Source organism: bacterium (genome assembly GCA_035549195.1).
Taxonomy (GTDB): Bacteria; Oederibacteriota; Muellerivitia; order Muellerivitales; family Muellerivitaceae; genus DASZRK01.
In genome coordinates this window covers 35,579-57,139 of sequence record DASZRK010000020.1, presented here as the reverse complement: position 1 = coordinate 57,139, position 21,561 = coordinate 35,579, and the positions used below count along the sequence as shown (strand labels likewise).

Sequence of the window (21,561 nt, the reverse complement as noted above, 5' to 3'; positions counted from 1 at the left end):
GAGCCACCTCCGTAATACGGGTCTATTGGGGCAAAATGATCGGATCTTGGGTGTCATTGGTTCGGGTTCGCGGAAGATGTCTTCTCTGTGGACCCTGAGCTCTCTGTGGTTCAACAGCCGTTGGCCTTATCCCCCGAAGAGCGTCATGATCCTTCCGATGTTCTTCAGGTAGGTCGGCACCACATCCACACATAAGATGAGGGGAACGCCGTCGCGGTCCCGGAACCGCGCGGAGATGGTCACGCAAAAAAGCCCGGTGGCCGGCGAGATATAGGGGTCGCTGGTGTAGCTGTCCCGCGTGAAGCCCGGGTCGGTCAGGGTGAAGTAGTAATCCCGCATGGAATAGTCGGTCCCCTTCGGCGGCAGCCGGAAGATACCCTTGCGGGTCCCGGGATGGTCCTTGCAGACCATGATGGAGGCCTGGTTGCCGCCCGCGTCCAGCACATAGATCGCCTTGGCGATGGGTTCCTGCGGGAGGACCTGGGGGATCTTGCCGTCCATTTCCTCCAGCGGAAGGACGGACAGCTCCTTGACGATGGCCTCGACCATCAGGCCGTAACGTTCGTGCTGCATCTTGCGGATGTTGAATTTCTCCACCATTTGGCGCCGGAACTTGTCCGCCACGGGGTCGATCACGTTGGTGACGAGCCCCACGAAATCCCGGCTGGGTTCCTGGGGTTTCGCGAAATAGTACCCCTGTAAAAGGTCCGCGCCCAGTTCCAGGCACTGCAGGGCCTCCTCCTCGGTCTCCATCCCCTCGGCCAGCGCCAAGGCCCCGATCTTCTGCGAGAGCCGCACCAGGGACCGGAAGATCTCCTGCCGGTAATAGTCCTCGTGCAGGTTGGTGACCAGGGACCGGTCGATCTTGATGAGATCGGGATGGATGAGGGGGATGCGGTCGAAATTGGAATGGCCCTTGCCCACGTCGTCGAGGGCGATGAGGAAGCCGTGTTCCCGGTGGATATGGACGAAACGGGCCAACCCCTCGTCGCTCCGGACCTTCGATTCCAGGATCTCGATGATGATATTGGAGGGCTCCAGGCCCAGTTGCCGGCAGAGATGGATCAGGTGGAGGGTCCCGACCTCCTTATCGATGATGGAGGTCTCGAAGTTCAGGCTCAGGAGCAGGTCGTGGGGGGCCGGACAGCATTGCTTGAAGGTCTCGAGGATCTTCTTCCGGAAGAGCCGGTCCAGTTCCAGGACGACCCCGGTCTCCCGGGCGGCCTTCAGGAGTTGGAGGGGGGAAATGAGCTTCCCGGAGCGGGGATGGACCCCGCGCGAGAGGCCCTCGAAGCCGATGACCTTTTTCTCGCGGATGGAGAAGATGGGCTGGAAGTGGACCTCGACGCTTTCCCGGTCGAGGAGGGTCTTGAGGTCAAGGTCGCTGAAGTCGGAAGTGTGGAGCATGGGAGTTCCTTGCCGTTGGGGAAGAAGGCGTGGAAATCATACCGTAAAGGAAAAGGGCCGGGGTGTTTCGCGGATGGAAAAAAATAATATGTTTAAATTTAGTCCGAAATAAAATTTCCGGTAATTGTCGGTCAGGTTCTCGGGAAGGCCGGGGTCGCCGACAAAAAGGTGGTTTTAAGCCTTCAGGAATCCGACGTGTTTGCCGGGCGTGAAGCCGGGGAAGATCCGCGGCAGGCCGCCGACCCTCAAATGACCCGACAAGGCTTCGCTGAGGACGGTCCGGAAGTCGGTGGTGACGGCCAGGTCGCGGTTCTCGTAGCGGTTCTCCCGCTCCAGCCCGGGCCATGGCCCATAGACCTTGCCGCCCTGGACGGGGCCGCCCATGACGAACATCGCGCTGGCGTGGCCGTGGTCGGTGCCCCGGGACCCGTTCTCCTCCACGGTGCGGCCGAACTCGGTCATGGAGACCAGCACCACGTCCTGGGCCTTGGCGTCCAGGTCCTTCCAGAAGGCGGACAGGGCCTTGCCCCAGTCGGTCAAAAGTTCCTTCAAGCGGTACTCCTCGCCCGTATGGTGGTCCCAGCCCCCGATGTCGATGAAGGCCACCCGGACCTCCGCCCCGGACTTCAGGACCTTCGCCAGGTCGGACAAGGCGTGGCTCAAGGGCCCGTTCCCATAACCCACGAAGCCCGATCCGGTGGAAGCGGCCAGCAGGCTCTTCAGGCGCTTGACCGAGTCGGCGGTGGCTTTCCCGGCCTTGGAGAGGAAATGGGTGCCCGAATACATGGCCGCGAAGGCGTCGGCGGTGGTGTCGCCCTGGGTGAAGTCGTAATCCTTCAGGCTGGTCATGGAGGTGACGGGGATGGGCCCGCGCAGGATGCGGGGCGGCTTGGGGGAGATGGCCAGGGCCATGAGGGGATCCTCGCCGGGGTGGGGGAGGCAGGAGGCGACCCGGTTGAGCCAACCGTCGGAGGTGCCCTTGTTGCCCGGGGTGCCGGTCTCCATGTAGTCCTGGGCGTCGAAGTGGGAACGGGTGCTGTCGGGGGACCCGGCCGCGTGGACCACCGCCAGGTGGCCGTCCTTGAAGAGGGGGGCCAGGGGTTCCAGCGCCGAATGGAAACCGAATTGGCCGTTCAGGTCCACCACTTGTCCGGACCCGTACTTGAGGCCGATGGTGGGACGGGCCGAAAGGTAGTTGGGGTCGTTGAAGGGGACCACGATGTTGAGGCCGTCGGCCGCGCCCCGTTGCAGGATGACCACCAGGGTCTTATGGGTGGAACCGGGGGCAGCGGCCCGGGCGGCGGCATGGAGCCAGGGAGGCATGGACCAAAGGGCCAACCCCGCGCCGGCGGCCCCGGAGACCTTGAGGAAGTCGCGCCGGGAAAGTTTGTTCTCGTGATCTTTGTCCATGTTCACCGCCTTTGAAAATCCGGAGAAGCCAGGACCAGGGCTTCCAATTGCCCGGAGCCCAGGTCGCCCGCCCTTTGCGTCAGGGCCTTTTGGGTGGCCGCCGACACCTCATCGTTCAACAGCCGGTGGAAGAGGGCCGGCAGGGACGGCTGATCGTTGATCCCGCCGGTCAATTGGGCCGCGTAGTTGGCCCTTCCTAAAAGGGAAGCGGAACTGACCCAGGCATCGGCGGTCTGGGGATAGCCCGTGGGGGCTTCGCATTCGAAAAGGGGTTCACCCATGGCTTCCAGGGTCTTCAGGGTCGGCTCCCAATCCTTCGGGTGGGTCCCGGTGGCCCGCAAGGCGCTGGCCACGAATTCCAGGGGGGTCTTCACTTTTTCCTGGTAGTACTTGGGATCGGTGAACTCGGGCGACAGGAAAAGGGTCCGGAGCACGGTCTTGATGTCGCCGTCGGAATCCAGGAAGGAAGCGGCGACCTTCTTCACCAGGGAAGGCGGGGGATCGTCCGAAACGAACCTTTGGCAGAGCTTGAAGGCGATCCGGTGGGCGGTCTGGGGCTGGCGGGAGAGGAATTCCAGGACCTCGTCACCCTCCTTCTCGCCGTTGGGCTCGAAGGTATGGCCCAGGATGGTCTTGGGGTTGTTGTCGTGGTGCCAGGGTTTGAACTCGAACCGCACGGGCTGGGGCGCCGAGTCGGGATGGATGCCCGCCACCGCCCAGCCGGTGAAGACCCGGGAGCATTCGGTCACATCCTTCTGGGTGTAGCCCGCGTCCACGCCCAGGGTGTGGAGCTCCATCAGTTCCCGGCCGTAGTTCTCGTTCAGCCGCAGGCCCTGGCCCGGCATGGGTTGCATCATCATGGCGGGTTTGCCCGCGCCGTTGCCTTCGGCCATGGCGACGGGTTTGAAGTTCGGGTCGGCGTAGTTGTCGTTGTTGTCCAGGTAGACCAGCATGGCCGGACTGCGGGCCACGGCCTTCAGGAGGTCGGAGAACTTGCCCAGGGCGTTGGGCCGGATGACGTCCCGCACATAGGAGGTGGTGAACCACTGCACCTCGTTCTTCTGGAAGGACACGTTGAAGTGGTTGAACCAGAAATCGACCATCACTTCATCGAGCTGGCGGGGGCTTTCGGTGATGCGGGTCAACTTGGCCTTGGAAAGCTCCACCACCATGTTGTGGATGCGCCCATAGGCCATCTCCTGTTCGGCGGGGGAAAGGACCACGTCCCGCAGGTCGGGCCGGAGGATGTTGACGCCGGGCTGGGGATATTCCATCAGGAGGGAATTGATGGTCTGGGTCAGGGTGGGGTATTGGGCCAGTTCCTTCTCGACCGCCGAGTCGTTCAATTTTTCGGGGGCCAACTGCTCCTCGAGGAAGGCTTCCGTTCCCATTTTCTCGACCCTTTCCAGGTCGCCGGGCGCGGGGCCGAAGGTCAGGCGGTTGAGGAACAACAAGGCCTTTTGTTTGGGGGTCAGTTCGGCGGTCTTGGCCGGGAGGAAGGCGGGGAAGAGAAGGAGCCCGATCAGGAACCCTATTTGGAATTTAGGGCGCATGCGAAAAGAATATACCTGTCGTCCGGGAGCCACAAGAAGTTCCGGCCCGGACCCGTGAAATATATAACGAGCCGGCGCACGACACTTTGGGGGAGTCCGTCGTCCATTCTTGGGGTAATCTAAGACCCTCGAAGGTCGGTGAAGGTCCGCGGGGCCGCGCTTAGGGGACTCCAAAATCGAAGCCGCTCGGAGGCCGTATGAAGAAGATGTTTCCATTCATGGTGTTCCTTGCCGCGGGTCTTTTGTGGGCCCAGGTCGCCCCTTCGGAAGGTTCCCTGACCGGATGGACCAACGACCAGCTGAAGGCCGAGATCTACCGCCAGCGCCGCGAGATCCTGGACCTTCGGGCCAAGCTGGGCATGGGACAGACCGTCGAGATCAAGGACAAGGGATCCGTGAAGGTCCCGGAGGGCGCCTGGAAGCTGGACGATTTCGAGCAAGCCAGCCCTAACTCCGGCATCGGCTATTGGTCGGCCGATTGCGACCACAATAATATGGGGACCGCATTGGACCCTTCCCCCTATCAGAGGCTGGAAAAGGGATCGCCCCTTTCCCCCGGCTATTGCGCGGGGATGAAGGGCCATTTAGGGCCCAATGAGGCCCCTTGGACCTGGTCCTTCCTTTCGGTCCCCTTGAACAACCAGGGCAAGGTCGCGGACCTGAACGGCTTCAAGGAACTTTGGTTCGCCGCCAAGGGCGACGGGAAATATTACATCGTCACCCTGCGGCGCCAGGCGGTGAAGGATTACTGCGAGTTCCAGGCCGACTTCCAGGCCAACGACCAATGGACCCTGGTCAAGATCGCCCTCAGCCACTTCGCCCAACCCTCCTGGGGGACCCAATTGCCCCACGACCTTTCGGACGTGACCCAACTGGCCTTCTCACCCGAGATCCACGAGGCCGACTACGACCTTAAGGTCGATGATGTTGTTTTAGTGAAGTAAAAGACAAAGCGATCGAACCACCCAGTTCCCCAGGAAGTCAAAAAGATCCAGGCTAAGGATCTTGGCCGGGGCCCAACTTGGCTTGACTTGGTGCCCTGGGTGGTCAAAAAGGTTTAAGGGGTCTTATGTCCTACCGCATCTTCAGCGACGGCGCTTCCCGGGGGAACCCGGGCCCCTCGGGCATCGGGGCGGTCATCTTCGACGCCCACGGGAAGGTCGTCCACGAGATCGCCCGGTACATCGGGGAGGTCACCAACAACGTGGCCGAATACAAGGCCCTCATCGCCGCCCTGGACTATTGCGTGAAGCACAAGCTTTCGCCGGTCGAGATCCTGGCCGACAGCCAACTCCTCATCCGTCAATTGGCGGGTGAATACAAGGTCAAGCACGAGAACATCAAGCCCCTTTACCAGGAGGCCCAGGGCCACTTGAGGCACCTGAAGGTCACGGGTTACAAGCATGTGCCCCGGGAAGAGAACAAGCACGCCGACCGGCTGGCCAACCAGGGCATCGACGACCATCTGACGGCTTAAAGGCCTTGCCGGGAATTGGCGCGGATCCGCGCGGATTTGCGGCAAAGTCGTTTTTGCTTCCCTGGATTTTGGCTCTTTTTGCCCCTATCATGTTTTTTGGAAGCAGGTACGTGATCGCGGTCACCCGGGGTTCCCGGGGGATCGAGGAAAGTCCGAGCTCCGCAGGACAGGATGCCGGGTAACACCCGGTCGGCTCCTAACGCGCAAGCGGCTGGGGGTTGAAGGAAAGTGCCACAGAAAACAAACCGCACCGAGGAGCCTAAAGCTCCAAGGTGTAAGGGTGAAAAGGTGGGGTAAGAGCCCACCGCGTTCCACGCGAGTGTGACGGCATGGCAAACCCCATCCGGAGCAAGATCAAATAGGGAGGCTTGGGAGCGGTCCGCTCCATTCTTCTCCGTCAAAGGAGAAGGGGGCCTTCGGGTAAGATCGCTGGACGGGACCGGTAACGTCTCCCGCTAGAGAAATGATCACATCTACAAAACTCGGCTTATTCCCTGCTTCCTAGTTTTTAAAAAACCGATGGTATAAGGCTCCATTCGCGCAAGCGTTTGGGGCCTTTTTCATTTCCGGCCCCCATCTCCCGTGGTGGCGGGGATCATGAAGAACCAAATTAAAAAAAGTCAGTTCGCTGGGTGGCCAACGCCAGCGGGGTCCACCAGCCCCGCCCCTCGAACTGGCTTTTTGTGCTTTGGGGGCCTTTCATGACCGCTTCGATCCACACCTTCACACCCACCGCCCGGATGACCGTGGACCTGCCGGACTACGAGATCACCTTGAATTCCGGCTGCCGATACCGCCTGGGGCTGAACATCTTCGTCCACAAGGACTACCCCACCGCCCGCATCCCGGCCGTGGTGATGATGACCCAGAACCCCGACGAACCTTTCAGCCTGAAGGACGTGGGCCAGGTGGCTGCGGCCCACATTTGGGCCAAGTGGTTCCTTGTCCAGGGTTATGGCCGCATCGACCCCAACGAAGTGCTTTGGATCGAGCGGTTCCCCGCCCAACGGGAAAGCCGCTACGAGCAGATGGACCAGGTCAGCTACGACATCGCCCGGCTTTCGGCGGTGGACCTGAACAAGAAGCGGTATGTGCATTCCCTCGAAATTTCCAACCCCCGCTGGCATCGCATCACCTACGAGCGCATCGAACAGGCCTTTGGCCTGACGGCCGCCCAGATGGGCTTGCCCGAAAGGACCCGCTATGTCGATTGACCCCTTTGAAATTTCCTCTTACCCCAAGCCCTGCCGCAACTGCGGGCATGTGGGGTTCTTGGAATACTGCGACGTGGCTTGCCGCGACGAATACAAGCGGACCAACCCCACGAATGCCGAACAAGACGCCTTGATCCGTGACATTGCCCTGACCGGGGCGGATGCGGAGTGTTACCCATGAACAACAAAATTCCAATGTACGCTTTGCTCATAGGCGGGCTGACCATCATGGTCCTCTTCCCGGAAAAAGCGGAAGAGGGTTTTTTGACATTTTGTATCGCGTTTGCAGCTCTTTCGGTCATTGACGAGATCCGAAAGAAAAAGTGAACCGGCCGAAGTCGATCGTGAGGGGTCCAAGGGTTTTGGAGCCCCGAAAAGACAACGGGTCACCCATACGTTTTAACACCAACGTGACGAACCCTGGGGGTAATGGCGAAGGCCTAGACAGGGTGCCGGGGAATTACCTGAGCCTGTGAAAGGGCAAAGGGTGAGGCGGTTGTAGTCCAATTAGAGAACGCCAGATGAGAAACCACGCTATCGAGTTGCCCCAACACCCCGCTTAAGAACGGGTGAGGGATAGCGGAACCCTTTATCGGGCTTACGGTCTCATGGGGAATTGCGGGTGCGGTTAACGCCAAGTCCCGCCGGCCGCCAACATTTTTTGAGGTTTCGATGAACGCAGCAGAGGCCAAAACCTATCCCGCCAGCCGACATTCAGGCCAGACGCTGACCTGCATCGTCTTGCTCTTGGAACGGGGGTCTTTGACCCATACGGAGTGCGAAGAACTGACCGAGGGCCAGCCCTGCGGGAAGGTGACGACCCTGAGAAGCCGCATCCCCGAGATCCGCACCAAGTGGGGGTGGCCGGTGGAATCAAAGCCCGAAAGCCACGGGACCGGCACCCATGCCCGCTACTGGGTGAAGTGGGACGTGGTGGAAGAACAGACGGGTCTGTCGGGGGACCTGCTGAAGCGGACCATCTGGTTATGGCGCACGTCAGGGGGCAAGACCGAGGCCTTTGGCGATTTCGTGGCCTTTTGCAAGCAGTACCGCCCCAAGGACCCGGCTTCGGACCGCATGGCCCGGGCGATCTTCAAGTCGAAAAAGATGGTGAAACCGGCGGACGTTCAGTTGGACCTGGGCGACGCCTGGATGATGCGGTGAAAGGAAAAGCATGAATTTCAGGAGTTTTTTAACGGCGGCCGTGGCTTGGATGGGGTCTGCATCGAAGGACCTGGGGCTGGATTCTTGGCCCAAGAACTTCAACAAGATCATGCGGCGGTGGGACTGGCGCCGCGGTCCAACCCCCAAGAATGGGTCCCGCCGGTGGCGCCTGATGATGGCCCGACGGATCGTCCCCACTGGCCCGCTGACCAAATACAACCCCGCGCCGCGGAAGCATTTCAAGACCGATGGCGTGGCCACCCAGACCAGCCGATACGCCCATAAACCCTGGCCTTTTGAGCGGAAAGGACAAGCGGCTTGAAGTGGTTCCAGCATGACAGCAACGCCCATACCGACCCCAAGTTGGTGGACCTGGCGGACCGGTGGGGGGCCGAGGGTCTGGGGATTTACTGGGTGGTGGTGGAGTTGATCGCCACCCGCCTGGACGGCCAGAACCCGACGATGGAACTGGAGGAAAAAACCCCCCATATCGCCCGGATCTTCGGGGGTCGGACCTCCATCGACCGCATTGAGGCCATTTTGAAGTCGTGTGAGGACCTGGGGCTTTTCAAGAGGGGCCCCAACAACCGGATCCAATGCCCGACCCTGCTGAAAAAGCTGGATACGGTATCGACCCGGAACGAGAGCCTGAAGGCCATGAGGGACCAAATGCGGAGGTTCGAACCTACTTCGAACAATGTTCGACGACTGACTGACGGACTGACAGACATACAGACGGACTTACTACAGGGGCAGGACGCTTCGAAGCTGTCCATGGAGTTGGACAAGTTGGAGAAAGCCATGAATAACCCCAATAACAGCGACATCCTGAACCTGCAATACCAGGAAAAGCGAAAGATCCTGTTGGAACAACTGGAAACCCAAAGGCAGGCGGGGTGATGGGTGAATATCACGGGCCAGATAAAGGTATTTTGATCGGATGCACCAAGGAAGAGCAAGAAATCCTTATGAAGTGGGCCGGTTCGAGGGGATGGGGCCCCTATTGCAAGTTGCCCAACAAAAGGGGCCTTGGAAGATTTTTTAAGAAGTTGCTTTTGGAAAAGGCTGCCCAAGAGGGTTTTATCCCTGAACCTTTTGTCCCGGAAGCGAAGGGAGGCTGGAGGCCTGAATCCAGGTTGAAGGCTAAAGCCAAATCCGAAGCTGGCGCTCGATGACGACGACAGCCCGGCAGAGGCGGAGGGTCCAAACCAAAATTCCTAAGTCTTTAGGCCTTTTTGGTGGCTTGGATTGGAAGGAGTACCTGCTGAGCCTTGGGACGGAGAAGTCGCTTTCGAAGACGCTGACCTTAGAGGCCATTTTGGACAACTACCATTCGGAACTGAAGAAGGACCCGGTTCTGATGGCGAAAGCGGAAGAGGTCTTAAATGTCATGAAACAAGGCTATTCGTTGAAGAAAAACTTCGTAAAAGGCCCGTTTCAGTTGAGCCTTCACGGAGGGTTCGAGGGATTGATGGCCCTGGCGAAGGAGAAGGAGGCCCAGGGCTTTCGCGTGGAGATCGTGATGGTGCCGGCGGCGGACTTGGGGATGGGACGATGAGCGCGGCGGCGGACCTGCTGGAATTGATGAAAACTGCTGAAAAACGTAGGGAGCTGTGGACTGGGACACCCACCGGTCAAACACACCCTGGTTTTCTGAGTCCTGCGGTGCCTTTGCCCAAGCTGACCAGGCAATGGGTTATGGGCCGCAAGGCGCGGAAGGTGTTCGTGAAGGCGTGGAACGAGTGGTGCGAAAGGCCCGTGCTTTATGGCGAATGGGAGGGGGATAGGGCGCGGGTGATAGATGCGTCGGCGGACCTGCGGGGAAAGGAAAAGGCGTGATTCAAAGAGCAACTATTAGCCCGGATGGTCTTTATCGCTATCAGCTTGAACGGTGGTGGGGTGATTCGGGCGCGGGGGCGCTTGTGTTTTTGATGCTGAATCCCTCGACGGCAGACGCTGAAAAGGACGATCCGACAATCCGCCGGTGCATAGGGTTTGCGAAGCGTGAGGGCAGAGACGGGATCATAGTGATCAACATTTTCGCTTATCGGACATCGGACCCCAAGAAACTGCGGGAAGCCTTTGAAAATGGCATCGACGTTATAGGGCCGGACAACAAGAAGCACGTGATGAAAACGGCCATGGAATACGGGGAAGTGGTGTGCGCATGGGGATCGTCGCCTATTGCCGAAGACATGGAATGGTTCTCGGTGCGGGACCTGTGGGCTTGTGGGGTGAAAACCTATGACTTGGGGCGAACGAAGGCGGGGCCGCCCCGGCATCCCCTTTATGTCCGGGCGGACCAGCCGTTGCTGGAATACGCACCAAGACCTTGAATACGAACCGGCCCTAGGGCCAACGAGGGGCACCCGGTAGAGGCGGTGGGTGCGACAGCGAATCAAGGAGGTGTGATTTGGAAAGGTTTATCCAGCTTTTTTTAATAGGTCTGTTTCGTGGGTTGATGAACTTAGCACTGTCTCTCGTCACTGGCACGGGATTGCGGTTGCTGTGGCCCGTGGTGGCCCCTCTATTTCATCTTGAACCCATCTCATGGTTTCAGGCTGTTGTCCTGACCTTTTTGGTCCAAATGCTTTTTAAGGCGGAAACAAAAAATGACTGATTTCAAAGGCCCCCTGGGCATTCGGCCCACCAAAGAGACCAAGACCATTGGGAAGCGCAAGAAGGATCGGCCGGCTACGGACCTGCGGCGCTTCAAGAAGCCCCTGAAGCATTCGAGCCCCAACACCCGAAAAGGGGCCTTGGAGAGGTTCTTCCAGCGGTATTCGAAGCCCCTCTTGGCGCTGGTCTACGAGAAGGCCTTGGGGGTCCCGGCGGCCGTGTGGCTACGTTCGGGCAATTACGAGCCGGACCACATCCTGCGGCGCGACGGGGTGACGAATGGCATCCCCAACATGGTGAGCCTGCGAAACCTACAGTTTTTGACCCATGAAGTACACGCTTTAAAGACCGCCGGCAGAATTGTTGTTGAACCAATAGTGCGGCCTTTGGTCGTTATGGTTGGAGTGGAAGAGGTCATGACCCGCATCGAAGCGGCCTGCCCTGCCCCGTTCACCCTTCAAGAACTGGCGGATGCCTACAAGGCCGAGCGGAAGCGGTTGGAGATCGAGCTTGCGGCGAAGACGGCGAAATGATTTACGGGGACGTTTGTAGCGGGATTTCGGCCCCGTCCGTGGGCTGGGCTGGGCTGGGCTGGGCAGCTGCGTGGTATTCAGAGGTCGAGGCCTTTCCCTCGGCGGTTCTGGCCCACCACTACCCGAAGACCCCAAACCTTGGGGATATGACGAAGATCCATGAGCGGAAGGAATTTCAGGATGGACCAATTGACCTTCTTGTCGGGGGAACGCCCTGCCAAAGCTTCAGCGTCGCAGGCCTTCGAAAAGGACTGGCTGACCCTCGCGGTAACCTGGCCCTCCACTTTCTTAAAATTCTTGACCTCAAACGCCCCCGCTGGGTGGTTTGGGAGAACGTCCCCGGCGTCCTTTCGTCTACCAGCATCGATGCCGGTATCCAATCCCGAGACTTTGGAACCTTCCTTGCCGGCCTTCGGGAATGCGGGTATGGGTTCGCCTACCGAGTTCTTGACGCTCAATATTTCGGAGTACCCCAGCGACGCCGTCGTGTGTTCGTTGTCGGACATCTTGGAGACTGGCGACCTGCCACAGCGGTACTTTTTGAGCGCCAAAGCCTGTCGGGGGATCCTGCGCCGGGCCGAAAAGCGGGGGAAGGATTTGCCACCGATGTTAGCCCGAGCATTGGAGCAAGTGGCCGTGGATTTGAAAGAGCCGGCGAAACCCGAGGCCAAGACCCTGTGATCGCTCATCCTTTGGCCAGCAAACACATGAGGCACACGCCGGACACCGACACGCTTATTGCCGGAACGCTGAACTGCACTGGAAAGGTGGCTGGAAGCGTGACCCAACAGGATGCCGAGGCTGGGATGTTGGTGACCCATTCTTTGAGGGGTGAGGGTTTTGATGCCAGTGAGGATGGAACGGGGCGCGGAACGCCATTGGTATTTCAGCACAAACAAGGTGGCGAAACCCAGTTGGGCATGAGCAAACCGGGCTGTCCGCCTATCCGTGCGGGTCATCAACCAGCGGTCGTTTATGAAAATCACGCTCAAGACAGTCGTGCGAAGGAGGTTCAGGTGGGACCTTCGTTGACTGCCAAGGCTGGAACTGGCGGTGGGAATCTGCCTTTGGTTTTCAAGAATCGCGAAGGGAAAGAAGGCGGGGGCAAAGGACCATTGGTGAGCGAGGACAAAGCTTTTACCGTGGCCACGCACCAAGACCAAGACCTGTTCCATAACCAGGCAGTTCGTCGCCTAACGCCCCGGGAATGCGAAAGGCTTCAGGGTTTCCCTGACGATTACACGCTGATCCCTTGGCGGAAGGGCATGGCCACGGATGGTCCGCGGTACAAGGCCTTGGGCAACAGCATGGCGGTGCCGGTTTTGCGGTGGATCGGCCAGAGGATCCAGATGGTGGAGGATTTTAAGAAATGAGCTTTTTCGAAGTTCTCGAAGGCGATTGCCGAGACCTATTGCCGATGCTGCCATCGGACCATGTCCAATGCGTCGTCACCAGCCCACCCTATTGGGGCCTGCGGAAGTATGGGGAAGACCCCCGGGAACTGGGAAGCGAGAAGACCTTTCAGGAATACCTGGAGAACATGACCGCCGTTTTCGAGGAAGTGAGGCGTGTTTTAAGGCCTGATGGGACCCTGTGGCTGAACATGGGCGATAGCTATAGCACGGGCGGAAACGGTGGCGGGGAAGGGCTTCAACGGACCAATCGAGGGTCTTTGATCGGCCGCCGGAAAAGGATCGAGGGAATCAAACACAAGGACCTTATCGGCCAACCCTGGGCCCTGGCCTTTGCCCTGCGGGCGGCCGGGTGGTATCTGCGCCAGGACATCATCTGGGCCAAGCCCAATCCCATGCCCGAAAGCGTGACCGATCGACCTACCCGAGCCCACGAATACCTGTTCTTGATGAGCAAATCGAAAAGCTATTTCTACGACGCTGAGGCGATAGCGGAACCCCAAATGGAATACGAGCGGCGCCGGCGGCTTTTGGCATCCAAAGAGGCAACCGAAAGAAAATATGAAATCAAAAGAAATGATTCTTCACACGGCCAAAACGCCCCGGGCGAAAACGGTGTGGCCCGTAGCGCGATGGCTCGGAAAAGGTTGGCGGAAAAAGGGAAGAGAAATTCGAGATCGGTTTGGCAGATAACTAACGGTCATTTTGCTGAAGCCCACTACGCCACCTTCCCGCCTGCGCTTGTCCTGCCCTGCATCCTGGCCGGCAGCCGCCCGGGTGACCTGGTGATGGACTCCTTCAGTGGTGCCGGGACCGTGGGGAAGGTCTGTCTGGAGCGCGGCCGCCAATATCTGGGCATCGAGCTTTACGCCAAGAACCATGAGATCACCGAAAGGCGGGTGGCCAAGACCCAGCCCGGATTGGCCCTGGCATGAAGAACCTCGTCCTGGTCCTGGCCGGTGTTGGGGTGATCGCCCTGGCTGGTTGGGAGCTTTACCGCTTCTTCGATTGGGCGTTGGACGGGTTGGAATCTTTGTGGGTCTGGGGGAACTGGTGAGCGGTAAAACCAACATCGAATGGGCGGAAAAGGTCTGGAACCCGACCATCGGATGCACCCGGGTAAGCCCTGGCTGCGCCCACTGCTACGCCTTTGACGTTCACGATAAACGCCACAAGGGCTACAAGGATGCACTGGCCAGAGGCGAGAAGCCGAAACTGCCCCCGCAATACGCCAAGCCCTTCAAGGATTTCCAGTTCTTCGGCGGCCGGCTTCAAGACCCGATGCACTGGCGGAAACCCGCCCGGATATTCGTTAATTCGATGAGCGACGTTTTTCACGAACGCATGACCATTGAGTTCTGGAGCGCCATGGTCACCACGATGACCCTTTGCCCCCAGCACCAGTTCTTGATCCTGACCAAGCGGGCCGACCGGATGATGGACTTTTGCCAGCAGGCGCCCCCGCCACCGAACGCATGGATGGGGGTGACGGTGGAGAACCAGAAGGCCGCGGACGAGCGGATTCCCTACCTCTTGAAGACCCCGGCGGCCGTGCGGTGGCTGAGCGTTGAACCGATGCTGGAACGGATCAAGGTGGACTTTGGGGACAAGGCCGATGCGGGGGTCTTGATCAAGTGGGTGGTCTGCGGGGGCGAGAGCGGCCCTAAATCCAGGTCCTTCAACATCGAGTGGGCCCGAGACCTTCGGGACCAGTGCCAGGCGGCCGGGTCGGCTTTCTTCATGAAGCAGTTAGGGGCCAAACCCATGGAAGACGTGGGCGCACCAGAGTTTGGTTTCAACGGGTTTGCTGGGTTGCAGTTGGAAGACCGCAAGGGCGGGAAAATGGACGAATGGCCCGAAGACCTGCGGATAAGGGAGTATCCCCAATGATTTCTCAACGAAAACAGAAATTGAGGATGGCCTTGCGGCCTTGGTGGCCAACCAAGTTGGAGTGGCGGAAGATCCGGTCGATCATGCGGGGTCTGGTTTATAAAAACCCTGGCGCTGGATATTACGAAATCAAATTGAAGACCCTGAAAAGACTGGGAGAACTAAATTGACCACGAAAACAGCCGCGAAAGAACGCCCCTTGCTGTATTCGGGCCCCATGGTGAAGGCCACCCTTCGCGTGGAAAACCCTAAGACCCAGACCCGTCGCCTGCGCGGCTTAGATGAGATCAACGCGGCCCCCGACTATTGGAAATTTCTCCAGTTCGTTTTCAACAAAAAGAACGAAATGTGCGCTGTTTTTGTGGGAAAGAAGGGGGAAGACAAGATAGTGAAATGCCCATATGGCCAACCCGGGGATCGACTGTGGGTGCGGGAAACCTTCACTTTGGAAAACGGCGGGAACGAATACACCCTTGAAGTCCCGAAGGATGGGACGCCTTTCCATACGATCAAGTTATCGGACGGGGAAGGTGGCGACTACGACGCCATCGAAGTGCCCCATTACCGGGCGACTGAACCGGACGCCGCGATCTATCCGTGGGCCTGTATGGACGGGGACTGTGGCCACGAAAACGAGGACGACTGCCACCGGACCAGGTGGACGCCCGCCATCCACATGCCCCGCTGGGCCAGCCGTATCGACCTGGAGATTGTGAAGGTTCGGGTGGAGCGGTTGCAGGATATCAGTGAGGCGGACGCCAAGGCGGAAGGGGCAGAAAACGCCATCGAACCCATGGAAGGCGATTTTGTTGATCCCCCTGTCGTTCGGGGGCATCGAATTGGGTTCAAATTGCTTTGGAAATCCATCAATGGGGACGCGAGTTGGAAGGCGAACCCCTGGGTCTGGGTGTTGGAGTTCAAGAGGATCCGGCCCTGACGTTGGTGGGCCGATAACTGAGAAGCGGGTGCCCAATAGGGCCAAGAGGGGAGCGGGGAGATGAGCGCAGAAACCAAATCGTTGGTCGTGATGGAAGATTCGCCTGAAGCAGCCAGCTATCGGACGGATATTAGGGGCTGGGTAAGCCGGACCGGTCTTTATTGCGGGGACGGTCCAGATTCAGAACGCTGTGCCCGCTACGATGGAAGCACCCATAAAAAGTGTGAGAAATGCAGTGCTGTTATCTCTAGAAATTCATGGTGTTCGGCTTGCCATGACAAGGCTGACAAAGAAGCCTATCTTAAAATGCCCAAGAAAAAATGGGATGGGGTTGGCGGTCTGTGTGTGGACGGGGACCGCTACTTTTGGAGCATTGAAGAGGCCGAGGATTACGCCGAGGAACTGGGGATAAAGTTCGAGGACCTTCCGCTGGTGATTTGCGAACCGCAATACGCCCCAGAAATAGACCCCGATGAACTTTTTTTGGACCTATTGCCCGAAGACCAAGGGCTTCATGAGGTATATCCCGAACTCTACCAGGCCATCGAAAAGGTGAACGAGCTTATCCGGCTCAAGAAAAAACCACTTTCGTGGTGGGCTGGAAAGTTCAGGTTTGATTTTGGAGACCGTCCATGAGGGAGGGAAACGTGGCTAAGGGGGAGAGCGGATGGCTTGGTATACAACGCATTGCGAGGTAAAGGGCTGTGAGCGGGCGAAGATGATCTCGGGCATTCCGACACCGATGGGTCACCTTTGGTTGATGCCTCGCTACCATGGTGCCCGGATGGACCTTTGCCGAGTTCACGCCCTGCAACTTTTGAAGAAAACCATTAAGCGATTGGAGGCCCAGCGTGGCTAGAGGGGATAAGGGGAAGGTGGACGAGAGCAAGTGCAACCACCCTGAGCGCCGGACGCTTCCGGTCCCCTGGTATAAGACCAAAAAGTATTGCCTCAAATGCCACAAGTTCGTTTTGAAAAGGAGCGCCAATTGAGCGGCGAAATGTGCGAGCCGGGGAAAGAAAATTTAGTGAAGTGCGACCCACCGACCGGGAAGATTGAGGGCGTCTTTGCATCTAAGCCCATGAGCGAACCCAGGCTGGAGCCGTTTGACGTTTCCCACATCATTGGGACCGATTCACTCAAGAAGCCGTACCAAGTGTTCCCGCCGCCGGAAGGCCATACCTGTTTCACGGTCTCGGGGCCGAACTGGGACAGCGCTCATTCCACAGCCGAAGAAGCGGCAGGAAAGATACTGGGGCTCAATATCGCCTACGCCGAAGGCCTAAAAGCTCGCCCCTCAATCCCAGGGGACGGGCGATGGGAAAAGCTGAAGAACTTTCTTGAAAGCATTCGAGTTTCAGGCGAATACACGCCACCCGGAAGAGCCAGATTAAGGCTTGCGGTGATTAACAATATCCTCAAGAAGATGGCTGAACTCGAAGCCCTCACCCAACCTGGGCCGAGCGGGGAAAGGGACCGAAAGATTTTCGAGGCCGGATACGATGCGTTTTGCACCAAGCACTACACTTTAGACCAAGCATGGGAAGCGTTCAAAGCCGACCAAGGGGAGCAGAAATGATATTCAAAATCGGTCCAGTTGAAAAACTTCCGCAACAAGTGGACTATCGCTGGTCCTTCATGATTTGGATTGGTTGGTTCACCATCTGGTTTCATCGTGCGGACCGTTGGAAGATACGAACCATCAACAACACATGGAACGTATGGTGGCACGAATGGGCGTGGTTCAGTGTGCGTTGGATGCCAATGAAAACGGTTAGGAGTGACCGATGAGCCAGACGAACGAACAGAGGTATCGGGAAGCGTTGGAGATGGCCAAAGAGGCGCTACGGCGGATGGCTTTTGACTTGGTCCACGAATGTCAACAACCCGATGGCTATTGGAAAAAGTGTGACTGTTACTGGCGATTTGCAAAAAAGAAACTGGCCGAATTGGAAGCCCTATCCGAACCCACCGCCACTATCACGGAGCTTGAGCGTTTTCCTTTTATTTGCCACGCCCCGTCATGGAGCTTGAAGTATTGCCGTCACGATGAATGTTCGCAATATCCAAGGCCACCCATCACGGCTTGCCCTGCGTGTGAGAACTGCGGGAGAACGGAACAAGAACACCTGAGCGAGAATGTGTGCCCGGGCGTTACAAGGCCGCTGTCATATTTTCGTGCGCCCCAACCCGCCAAGAGCGCCGAGGGCGAGAGGTGCCAGCGTTGCGGTTCATTCGAGAAAGACGCAATCCACCACGACAACGGGTCTAGAGACCTCGAAAACTGGCACTTTTTTGTAGCCCCAGGGCCAGCGCCAGAGGGGAAGGTTTGGAAGGATAGCGATAGAGTGGGAGACCAAGCAAACGGTGGAGTTTACTTTGAGGATTTATACCCAGAAGTCCAAGCGGTCCTCAATAACCACACTACACACAAAGCGTGAATAAGCCATACCCAATTATGGGTGGCAACAAGGAGGAATTATGAAGTTCATTGTGAGCTGGACTTCCGTGGGCCAGTCGGTTGTAGAAGCCGAGGGGCCAAAGGAAGCGGAAGAGATTTTCAAGGCCAATCGGGATCAGATTATCAAGGACGGCAATGATGAGCGCCACCTTGAGTTGTTTATCCACAAGGCCTAGGTCTAAGGCGTGGTCCCGGCCATACGGGGCTTGCTTTTGATTGTAACTAATGAGCGTCACGGTTGACGGGGGTCACAGAAATCATGCGGTCGGCCCGGGCATTCCCGGACAGGATACTGAGCTTGGTGAGAAACCAAGATGACCCCCGTGAGCCGTGACAAAGGAGGACGAATGGAAGTGCCAACTTCAACCGAGGGTTCCAACACCTATGTTTGGAATGTTGAATTTCACCAGCTTCGGTTGAATTTTCAAGAGGCTAGGGATTTGTGCGTAAAGCTGATGAAGTGGCTTATTGAGCATGGCGAACTTTAGTAATTGGGAAACTTGAGGAAATGAAGCGGTGATCATCCAACTAAACCCACCGGTCTACCTTGAAACCACGAAAGGATCCGGTTGGGCGCACATCTACATCTGGCCCGGCCTGGAAACCTCGGCCATTTGGGTGGTTTTCCTGGACAACGGCGAGATCTGGCACGTGCCGAACGAACAGGTGAGGGCTTGTAAGAACTTCACGGCCGAGAGGGAAGCGCCTCAAAAGCCTTGAAGGGCCGTACACCGTGGGGACGGTGATTTCAAAGAGTGGGGGGATCAATGGAGCCGACGGATAGGCCGAAGAAAAAGTATAAATACCGCCGGAAATTCGCGGAAAGGGTCGTTGGGCGGCGACGTTGCCCGGCTTTGGAAGCCATGCGCGAGGCCTGCCGCAGCCAGGGCGTCATCCTGACGAGCCAGGATGAAATCCTGATCCTGTCCCAGTCGCAAGGGTCGATGGGGCAATTGAACCCCAATATCTAGGGCCCCTGAATTTGGGGGATTGAACATTTCAAGCAACGGGAATCAGATTAAGACATGGCAAATCGTACAAAGTTTACGCCAAAGGCCAAGGAAAAGTTCCTGCAGTGCCTCCAGAACGGTGACACGATCGTGCAAGCCGCCGAAAAGGCCGGTGTTTCGCGCCAGACGCCCTATGACCACATGAAGGCCGACGCCAAGTTCGCCGAACAGGTGGCCATGTCCAACGAGATCGGCGCGGAAGCCCATCTTTTGCCGGTGGCCATCAATCGGGCCCGGGACGGATGGGAAGAGCCCGTTTTCTACGAGGGCGCGGAGGTCGGGACCATCCGGCGTTTCGACAATAATTTGCTGTGGAAATTGATCCAGGCCAAGAGCAAGCGGTATCGGATCCCGACCGAATCCAAGGACCTCGGGGCCCAACTGATCGACCTGGCCGAGGAATTGAAGGCCGGCAGGCAGAGGGCGGGGATCGCGTGAACGAACCCATGAATTTCTGTCCCTTATGCCAGGAAGAACTTCAAGGCGGTCTTTGCCCATCCTGCCATTACATGATCCCCGACGACACCCCCGAAGAGAACCTGGAGATCACGGTCCTAGTCTCGAAGAAGGTCTTTGAGAAGGCCCTGGAAAACCCGGCCCTTTGGCAGCATTTGTGGCGAGAAACGATCTTCAACCGCTTCTTGTCGGCGTCCCTGGACCTCAAGGCCTACGTGGCCAACGGGTTCAAACCCATCGAGAACGCGGATGAAAAGCGCACAGCCAAGGCCAAGATCGACAAGCTCGAAGCGGCCCTGCCCCGGTTGGTCTTGCCCAAAAGCAAGAAGATCCTGCATCCGTACAACTGAGCCGACGCCCAAGCCCGCCTGACGCCAACCCCCGGTAACGGGGCCCGCCCACGGCCACCTTGGAACCTGACTTTCGGGGTTCCAATTGATCTCCCTCGCCGACCAAAAAGCCGTTGCCCAAGACCTGGCCCGGTTCAAATACAAGCCCTACCAGTTCGTCATGTGGGCCTTCCCCTGGGGCCGCAAGGGCACCCACCTCGAGCATAAACAACCCTATCGCTGGCAATTGGACAGCCTCAAGGCGATGGAAAAGCGCATCGAACATTGGGGGCCCCGGACCCAATACATGCTCGACCGCGAGGCGGACATCGCCGGGAACGGCAACGGAAAGTCGGCCAAGTCGGTCTTCAAGCTCTTGTGGGCCTTCACTACCTGCGAACTCACCCGCGGGTTCGTGACCTCGGGGACCGCCGACCAGCTGGCCACCAAGTTCTGGCCCGAAATGAGCAAGTGGTATTCCCTCTTCATCGCCCGCCATTTCTTCACCCTGACCGCCACGGCCCTTTTCCCCGTCAACCCGCAATACAAGCTCGAATGGCGCGTGGACATGCAGCCCTGGAGCCTCAACCATCCCGAATCCGGGGCCGGGATGCACAACGAAGGACGCCGGATCATCAAGATCTTCGAGGAATCCAGCCAGATTCCCGACCCCGTCTGGCAGACCGCCGAGGGCTCGAACACCGACACCTTCACCGAGATCATCCACCACGTGAACGGGAACGGGACCCGGAACAACGGTTGGTTCGCCGAGATCACTTTCGGGTCCAAGGCCATGAACTGGGTCCACAACTCGGTCGATTGCCGGACGGTCGAGAACGCCAACAAGCAACTGCACGATGAATGGATCAAGGAATATGGTCTGGACAGCGACTTTTGCCGGACCCATATCCTGGGCCTTTTGCCACGTTCCTCGGCTTTGCAGTTCATCCCCGCCGAATTCCTGGAGGAAGCTGAATGCCGGGAAGTGACCTGGCGGCCGGACGATCCTCTGGTGATGGCCTGCGACCCCGCTTTCGGGGGCGAGGACGATTGCGTCATCCGGTTCCGGTTGGGCTCGGACATGCGCACATTTCCGACCATCCGCATCCCCGGCTCCGAAGTCCGAGACAACGCAGTGTTGGAAGGCAAGATCCACGATATCTTCGCCAACCCCCGCAATTACGGCCTTCCGCGCAAGCCCGACATCCTCATCATCGACGCCTCGGGCGCCGGCGGGCCGGTCTTCAACAACCTGAAACGAACAGGCATCAAGGTGCTGCCCTTCGTGGGGGCGGTGACCAGCACCGACAAGGAAGGCCCCAATGGGGAGCGGCTTTACCGCAATATGCGGGCCTATTCCTGGGCCCGCCTGCGGGATGCCCTGCGGCTCCACGCGGCCGTGGACGACGACAAATACCTGCGCCGGGACATCACCAACCAGGAGGCCACCCTGGACGAACACGACAAGGTGATGCTGGTCAAGAAGTCCACGATGAAGAGCATGAACCTGCCTAGCCCCAACGACGGGGACGCGGCCGCCATGCTTTGGGCCTTCCACATCGAACCCCTGAAACAACCCAAGAACGTCTGGGAAAAGGCCGCCCGCAATAACCGGCAGGCAAAGCCCTACAGCCTCAAGGACCGCCTGTCCCGTGCCCGCGGCCGGTGAAGATATGCGATTTTGGGGAT

At 58.4% G+C, this 21,561-nt stretch carries 28 protein-coding genes and 1 other RNA gene; 26 read left to right on the top strand and 3 right to left on the bottom strand.

Translation table 11 applies throughout. From position 1 onward, the window contains the following. Positions 1-126: 126 nt before the first annotated feature. The 3 genes from VHE12_06000 to VHE12_05990 form a co-directional block, all read right to left on the bottom strand. Positions 127-1,407, bottom strand: coding sequence for an EAL domain-containing protein (locus VHE12_06000; protein ID HVZ80342.1), 1,281 nt, complete (start codon positions 1,405-1,407; stop codon positions 127-129). A gap of 174 nt (positions 1,408-1,581) precedes the next feature. After that, positions 1,582-2,817, bottom strand: a complete 1,236-nt coding sequence (locus VHE12_05995) for a DUF1501 domain-containing protein (protein HVZ80341.1) — start codon at positions 2,815-2,817, stop codon at positions 1,582-1,584. Between the two features lie 2 nt (positions 2,818-2,819). After that, on the bottom strand, positions 2,820-4,370 hold the full coding sequence (locus VHE12_05990; protein HVZ80340.1) for a DUF1800 domain-containing protein: 1,551 nt from the start codon (positions 4,368-4,370) through the stop codon (positions 2,820-2,822). A gap of 197 nt (positions 4,371-4,567) precedes the next feature. Here VHE12_05990 and VHE12_05985 point away from each other — a divergent pair, with 197 nt between their 5' ends. The 26 genes from VHE12_05985 (at position 4,568) to VHE12_05860 (ending at position 21,541) form a co-directional block, all read left to right on the top strand. Continuing rightward, the gene (locus VHE12_05985) at positions 4,568-5,314 is read left to right on the top strand and encodes a CIA30 family protein (protein HVZ80339.1); all 747 of its coding nucleotides are present in this window, start codon (positions 4,568-4,570) and stop codon (positions 5,312-5,314) included. A gap of 125 nt (positions 5,315-5,439) precedes the next feature. Further along, positions 5,440-5,847, top strand: a complete 408-nt coding sequence (locus tag VHE12_05980; GenBank protein ID HVZ80338.1) for a ribonuclease HI family protein — start codon at positions 5,440-5,442, stop codon at positions 5,845-5,847. A gap of 98 nt (positions 5,848-5,945) precedes the next feature. Next, positions 5,946-6,353, top strand: an RNA gene (rnpB, locus tag VHE12_05975) — RNase P RNA component class A. 195 nt (positions 6,354-6,548) lie between these two features. Further along, positions 6,549-7,061, top strand: coding sequence for a hypothetical protein (locus tag VHE12_05970; GenBank protein ID HVZ80337.1), 513 nt, complete (start codon positions 6,549-6,551; stop codon positions 7,059-7,061). Beyond that, positions 7,051-7,242, top strand: a complete 192-nt coding sequence (locus VHE12_05965) for a hypothetical protein (GenBank protein ID HVZ80336.1) — start codon at positions 7,051-7,053, stop codon at positions 7,240-7,242. The genes VHE12_05970 and VHE12_05965 overlap by 11 nt, the downstream gene beginning before the upstream one ends. Beyond that, the gene (locus VHE12_05960; GenBank protein ID HVZ80335.1) at positions 7,239-7,388 is read left to right on the top strand and encodes a hypothetical protein; all 150 of its coding nucleotides are present in this window, start codon (positions 7,239-7,241) and stop codon (positions 7,386-7,388) included. Before VHE12_05965 ends, VHE12_05960 begins: the two co-directional genes overlap by 4 nt. 345 nt (positions 7,389-7,733) lie before the next feature. After that, a complete protein-coding gene (locus VHE12_05955) occupies positions 7,734-8,225 on the top strand; it encodes a hypothetical protein (protein ID HVZ80334.1) in 492 nt (163 codons plus the stop codon). Positions 8,226-8,274: 49 nt separating this feature from the next. After that, entirely contained in the window at positions 8,275-8,547 is a 273-nt protein-coding gene (locus VHE12_05950; GenBank protein HVZ80333.1) for a hypothetical protein, read from the top strand. Next, positions 8,544-9,125 carry a Lin1244/Lin1753 domain-containing protein gene (locus VHE12_05945; GenBank protein HVZ80332.1) on the top strand — a complete coding sequence of 194 codons (582 nt, stop codon included), beginning with the start codon at positions 8,544-8,546 and terminating at the stop codon, positions 9,123-9,125. Before VHE12_05950 ends, VHE12_05945 begins: the two co-directional genes overlap by 4 nt. Positions 9,126-9,468: 343 nt before the next feature. Then, the gene (locus tag VHE12_05940; protein HVZ80331.1) at positions 9,469-9,783 is read left to right on the top strand and encodes a hypothetical protein; all 315 of its coding nucleotides are present in this window, start codon (positions 9,469-9,471) and stop codon (positions 9,781-9,783) included. Continuing rightward, a complete protein-coding gene (locus VHE12_05935) occupies positions 9,780-10,064 on the top strand; it encodes a hypothetical protein (GenBank protein HVZ80330.1) in 285 nt (94 codons plus the stop codon). Before VHE12_05940 ends, VHE12_05935 begins: the two co-directional genes overlap by 4 nt. After that, on the top strand, positions 10,061-10,561 hold the full coding sequence (locus VHE12_05930) for a DUF1643 domain-containing protein (GenBank protein ID HVZ80329.1): 501 nt from the start codon (positions 10,061-10,063) through the stop codon (positions 10,559-10,561). The genes VHE12_05935 and VHE12_05930 overlap by 4 nt, the downstream gene beginning before the upstream one ends. Positions 10,562-10,837: 276 nt before the next feature. Then, positions 10,838-11,377: a hypothetical protein gene (locus VHE12_05925; protein ID HVZ80328.1), complete on the top strand. Its 540-nt coding sequence runs from the start codon at positions 10,838-10,840 to the stop codon at positions 11,375-11,377. Then, positions 11,374-12,750 carry a DNA cytosine methyltransferase gene (locus tag VHE12_05920; protein HVZ80327.1) on the top strand — a complete coding sequence of 459 codons (1,377 nt, stop codon included), beginning with the start codon at positions 11,374-11,376 and terminating at the stop codon, positions 12,748-12,750. The genes VHE12_05925 and VHE12_05920 overlap by 4 nt, the downstream gene beginning before the upstream one ends. Continuing rightward, a complete protein-coding gene (locus tag VHE12_05915) occupies positions 12,747-13,724 on the top strand; it encodes a site-specific DNA-methyltransferase (GenBank protein ID HVZ80326.1) in 978 nt (325 codons plus the stop codon). The genes VHE12_05920 and VHE12_05915 overlap by 4 nt, the downstream gene beginning before the upstream one ends. Continuing rightward, entirely contained in the window at positions 13,721-13,846 is a 126-nt protein-coding gene (locus VHE12_05910) for a hypothetical protein (protein ID HVZ80325.1), read from the top strand. The genes VHE12_05915 and VHE12_05910 overlap by 4 nt, the downstream gene beginning before the upstream one ends. After that, positions 13,843-14,679: a phage Gp37/Gp68 family protein gene (locus tag VHE12_05905; GenBank protein HVZ80324.1), complete on the top strand. Its 837-nt coding sequence runs from the start codon at positions 13,843-13,845 to the stop codon at positions 14,677-14,679. Before VHE12_05910 ends, VHE12_05905 begins: the two co-directional genes overlap by 4 nt. A gap of 166 nt (positions 14,680-14,845) precedes the next feature. Then, positions 14,846-15,616 (top strand): hypothetical protein, encoded by a 771-nt coding sequence (locus VHE12_05900; GenBank protein ID HVZ80323.1) that lies wholly within the window; start codon positions 14,846-14,848, stop codon positions 15,614-15,616. A gap of 60 nt (positions 15,617-15,676) precedes the next feature. Beyond that, the gene (locus VHE12_05895) at positions 15,677-16,252 is read left to right on the top strand and encodes a hypothetical protein (protein HVZ80322.1); all 576 of its coding nucleotides are present in this window, start codon (positions 15,677-15,679) and stop codon (positions 16,250-16,252) included. 319 nt (positions 16,253-16,571) lie between these two features. Beyond that, positions 16,572-17,195, top strand: coding sequence for a hypothetical protein (locus tag VHE12_05890; GenBank protein HVZ80321.1), 624 nt, complete (start codon positions 16,572-16,574; stop codon positions 17,193-17,195). 902 nt (positions 17,196-18,097) lie between these two features. After that, complete coding sequence (locus tag VHE12_05885) at positions 18,098-18,253, top strand: hypothetical protein (GenBank protein HVZ80320.1); 156 nt, start codon at positions 18,098-18,100, stop codon at positions 18,251-18,253. A 340-nt stretch (positions 18,254-18,593) separates the two neighbouring features. After that, positions 18,594-18,797, top strand: a complete 204-nt coding sequence (locus VHE12_05880; protein HVZ80319.1) for a hypothetical protein — start codon at positions 18,594-18,596, stop codon at positions 18,795-18,797. Positions 18,798-18,844: 47 nt separating this feature from the next. Next, positions 18,845-19,048 (top strand): hypothetical protein, encoded by a 204-nt coding sequence (locus tag VHE12_05875; protein ID HVZ80318.1) that lies wholly within the window; start codon positions 18,845-18,847, stop codon positions 19,046-19,048. Between the two features lie 54 nt (positions 19,049-19,102). Then, positions 19,103-19,525 (top strand): hypothetical protein, encoded by a 423-nt coding sequence (locus tag VHE12_05870; GenBank protein HVZ80317.1) that lies wholly within the window; start codon positions 19,103-19,105, stop codon positions 19,523-19,525. Then, positions 19,522-19,893, top strand: coding sequence for a zinc ribbon domain-containing protein (locus VHE12_05865; GenBank protein HVZ80316.1), 372 nt, complete (start codon positions 19,522-19,524; stop codon positions 19,891-19,893). Before VHE12_05870 ends, VHE12_05865 begins: the two co-directional genes overlap by 4 nt. An 85-nt stretch (positions 19,894-19,978) precedes the next feature. Further along, positions 19,979-21,541, top strand: coding sequence for a terminase (locus VHE12_05860; protein ID HVZ80315.1), 1,563 nt, complete (start codon positions 19,979-19,981; stop codon positions 21,539-21,541). Positions 21,542-21,561: the final 20 nt, after the last annotated feature.

Bases quoted from the DNA above. Each gene is read 5' to 3' on its own strand.
- VHE12_06000 (HVZ80342.1), bottom strand. From the start codon at position 1,407: ATGCTCCACACTTCCGACTTCAGCGACCTTGACCTCAAGACCCTCCTC.
- VHE12_05995 (HVZ80341.1), bottom strand. From the start codon at position 2,817: ATGGACAAAGATCACGAGAACAAACTTTCCCGGCGCGACTTCCTCAAG.
- VHE12_05990 (HVZ80340.1), bottom strand. From the start codon at position 4,370: ATGCGCCCTAAATTCCAAATAGGGTTCCTGATCGGGCTCCTTCTCTTC.
- VHE12_05985 (HVZ80339.1), top strand. From the start codon at position 4,568: ATGAAGAAGATGTTTCCATTCATGGTGTTCCTTGCCGCGGGTCTTTTG.
- VHE12_05980 (HVZ80338.1), top strand. From the start codon at position 5,440: ATGTCCTACCGCATCTTCAGCGACGGCGCTTCCCGGGGGAACCCGGGC.
- VHE12_05970 (HVZ80337.1), top strand. From the start codon at position 6,549: ATGACCGCTTCGATCCACACCTTCACACCCACCGCCCGGATGACCGTG.
- VHE12_05965 (HVZ80336.1), top strand. From the start codon at position 7,051: ATGTCGATTGACCCCTTTGAAATTTCCTCTTACCCCAAGCCCTGCCGC.
- VHE12_05960 (HVZ80335.1), top strand. From the start codon at position 7,239: ATGAACAACAAAATTCCAATGTACGCTTTGCTCATAGGCGGGCTGACC.
- VHE12_05955 (HVZ80334.1), top strand. From the start codon at position 7,734: ATGAACGCAGCAGAGGCCAAAACCTATCCCGCCAGCCGACATTCAGGC.
- VHE12_05950 (HVZ80333.1), top strand. From the start codon at position 8,275: ATGGGGTCTGCATCGAAGGACCTGGGGCTGGATTCTTGGCCCAAGAAC.
- VHE12_05935 (HVZ80330.1), top strand. From the start codon at position 9,780: ATGAGCGCGGCGGCGGACCTGCTGGAATTGATGAAAACTGCTGAAAAA.
- VHE12_05925 (HVZ80328.1), top strand. From the start codon at position 10,838: ATGACTGATTTCAAAGGCCCCCTGGGCATTCGGCCCACCAAAGAGACC.
- VHE12_05920 (HVZ80327.1), top strand. From the start codon at position 11,374: ATGATTTACGGGGACGTTTGTAGCGGGATTTCGGCCCCGTCCGTGGGC.
- VHE12_05915 (HVZ80326.1), top strand. From the start codon at position 12,747: ATGAGCTTTTTCGAAGTTCTCGAAGGCGATTGCCGAGACCTATTGCCG.
- VHE12_05910 (HVZ80325.1), top strand. From the start codon at position 13,721: ATGAAGAACCTCGTCCTGGTCCTGGCCGGTGTTGGGGTGATCGCCCTG.
- VHE12_05895 (HVZ80322.1), top strand. From the start codon at position 15,677: ATGAGCGCAGAAACCAAATCGTTGGTCGTGATGGAAGATTCGCCTGAA.
- VHE12_05890 (HVZ80321.1), top strand. From the start codon at position 16,572: ATGCCACAAGTTCGTTTTGAAAAGGAGCGCCAATTGAGCGGCGAAATG.
- VHE12_05885 (HVZ80320.1), top strand. From the start codon at position 18,098: ATGAAGTTCATTGTGAGCTGGACTTCCGTGGGCCAGTCGGTTGTAGAA.
- VHE12_05875 (HVZ80318.1), top strand. From the start codon at position 18,845: ATGGAGCCGACGGATAGGCCGAAGAAAAAGTATAAATACCGCCGGAAA.
- VHE12_05870 (HVZ80317.1), top strand. From the start codon at position 19,103: ATGGCAAATCGTACAAAGTTTACGCCAAAGGCCAAGGAAAAGTTCCTG.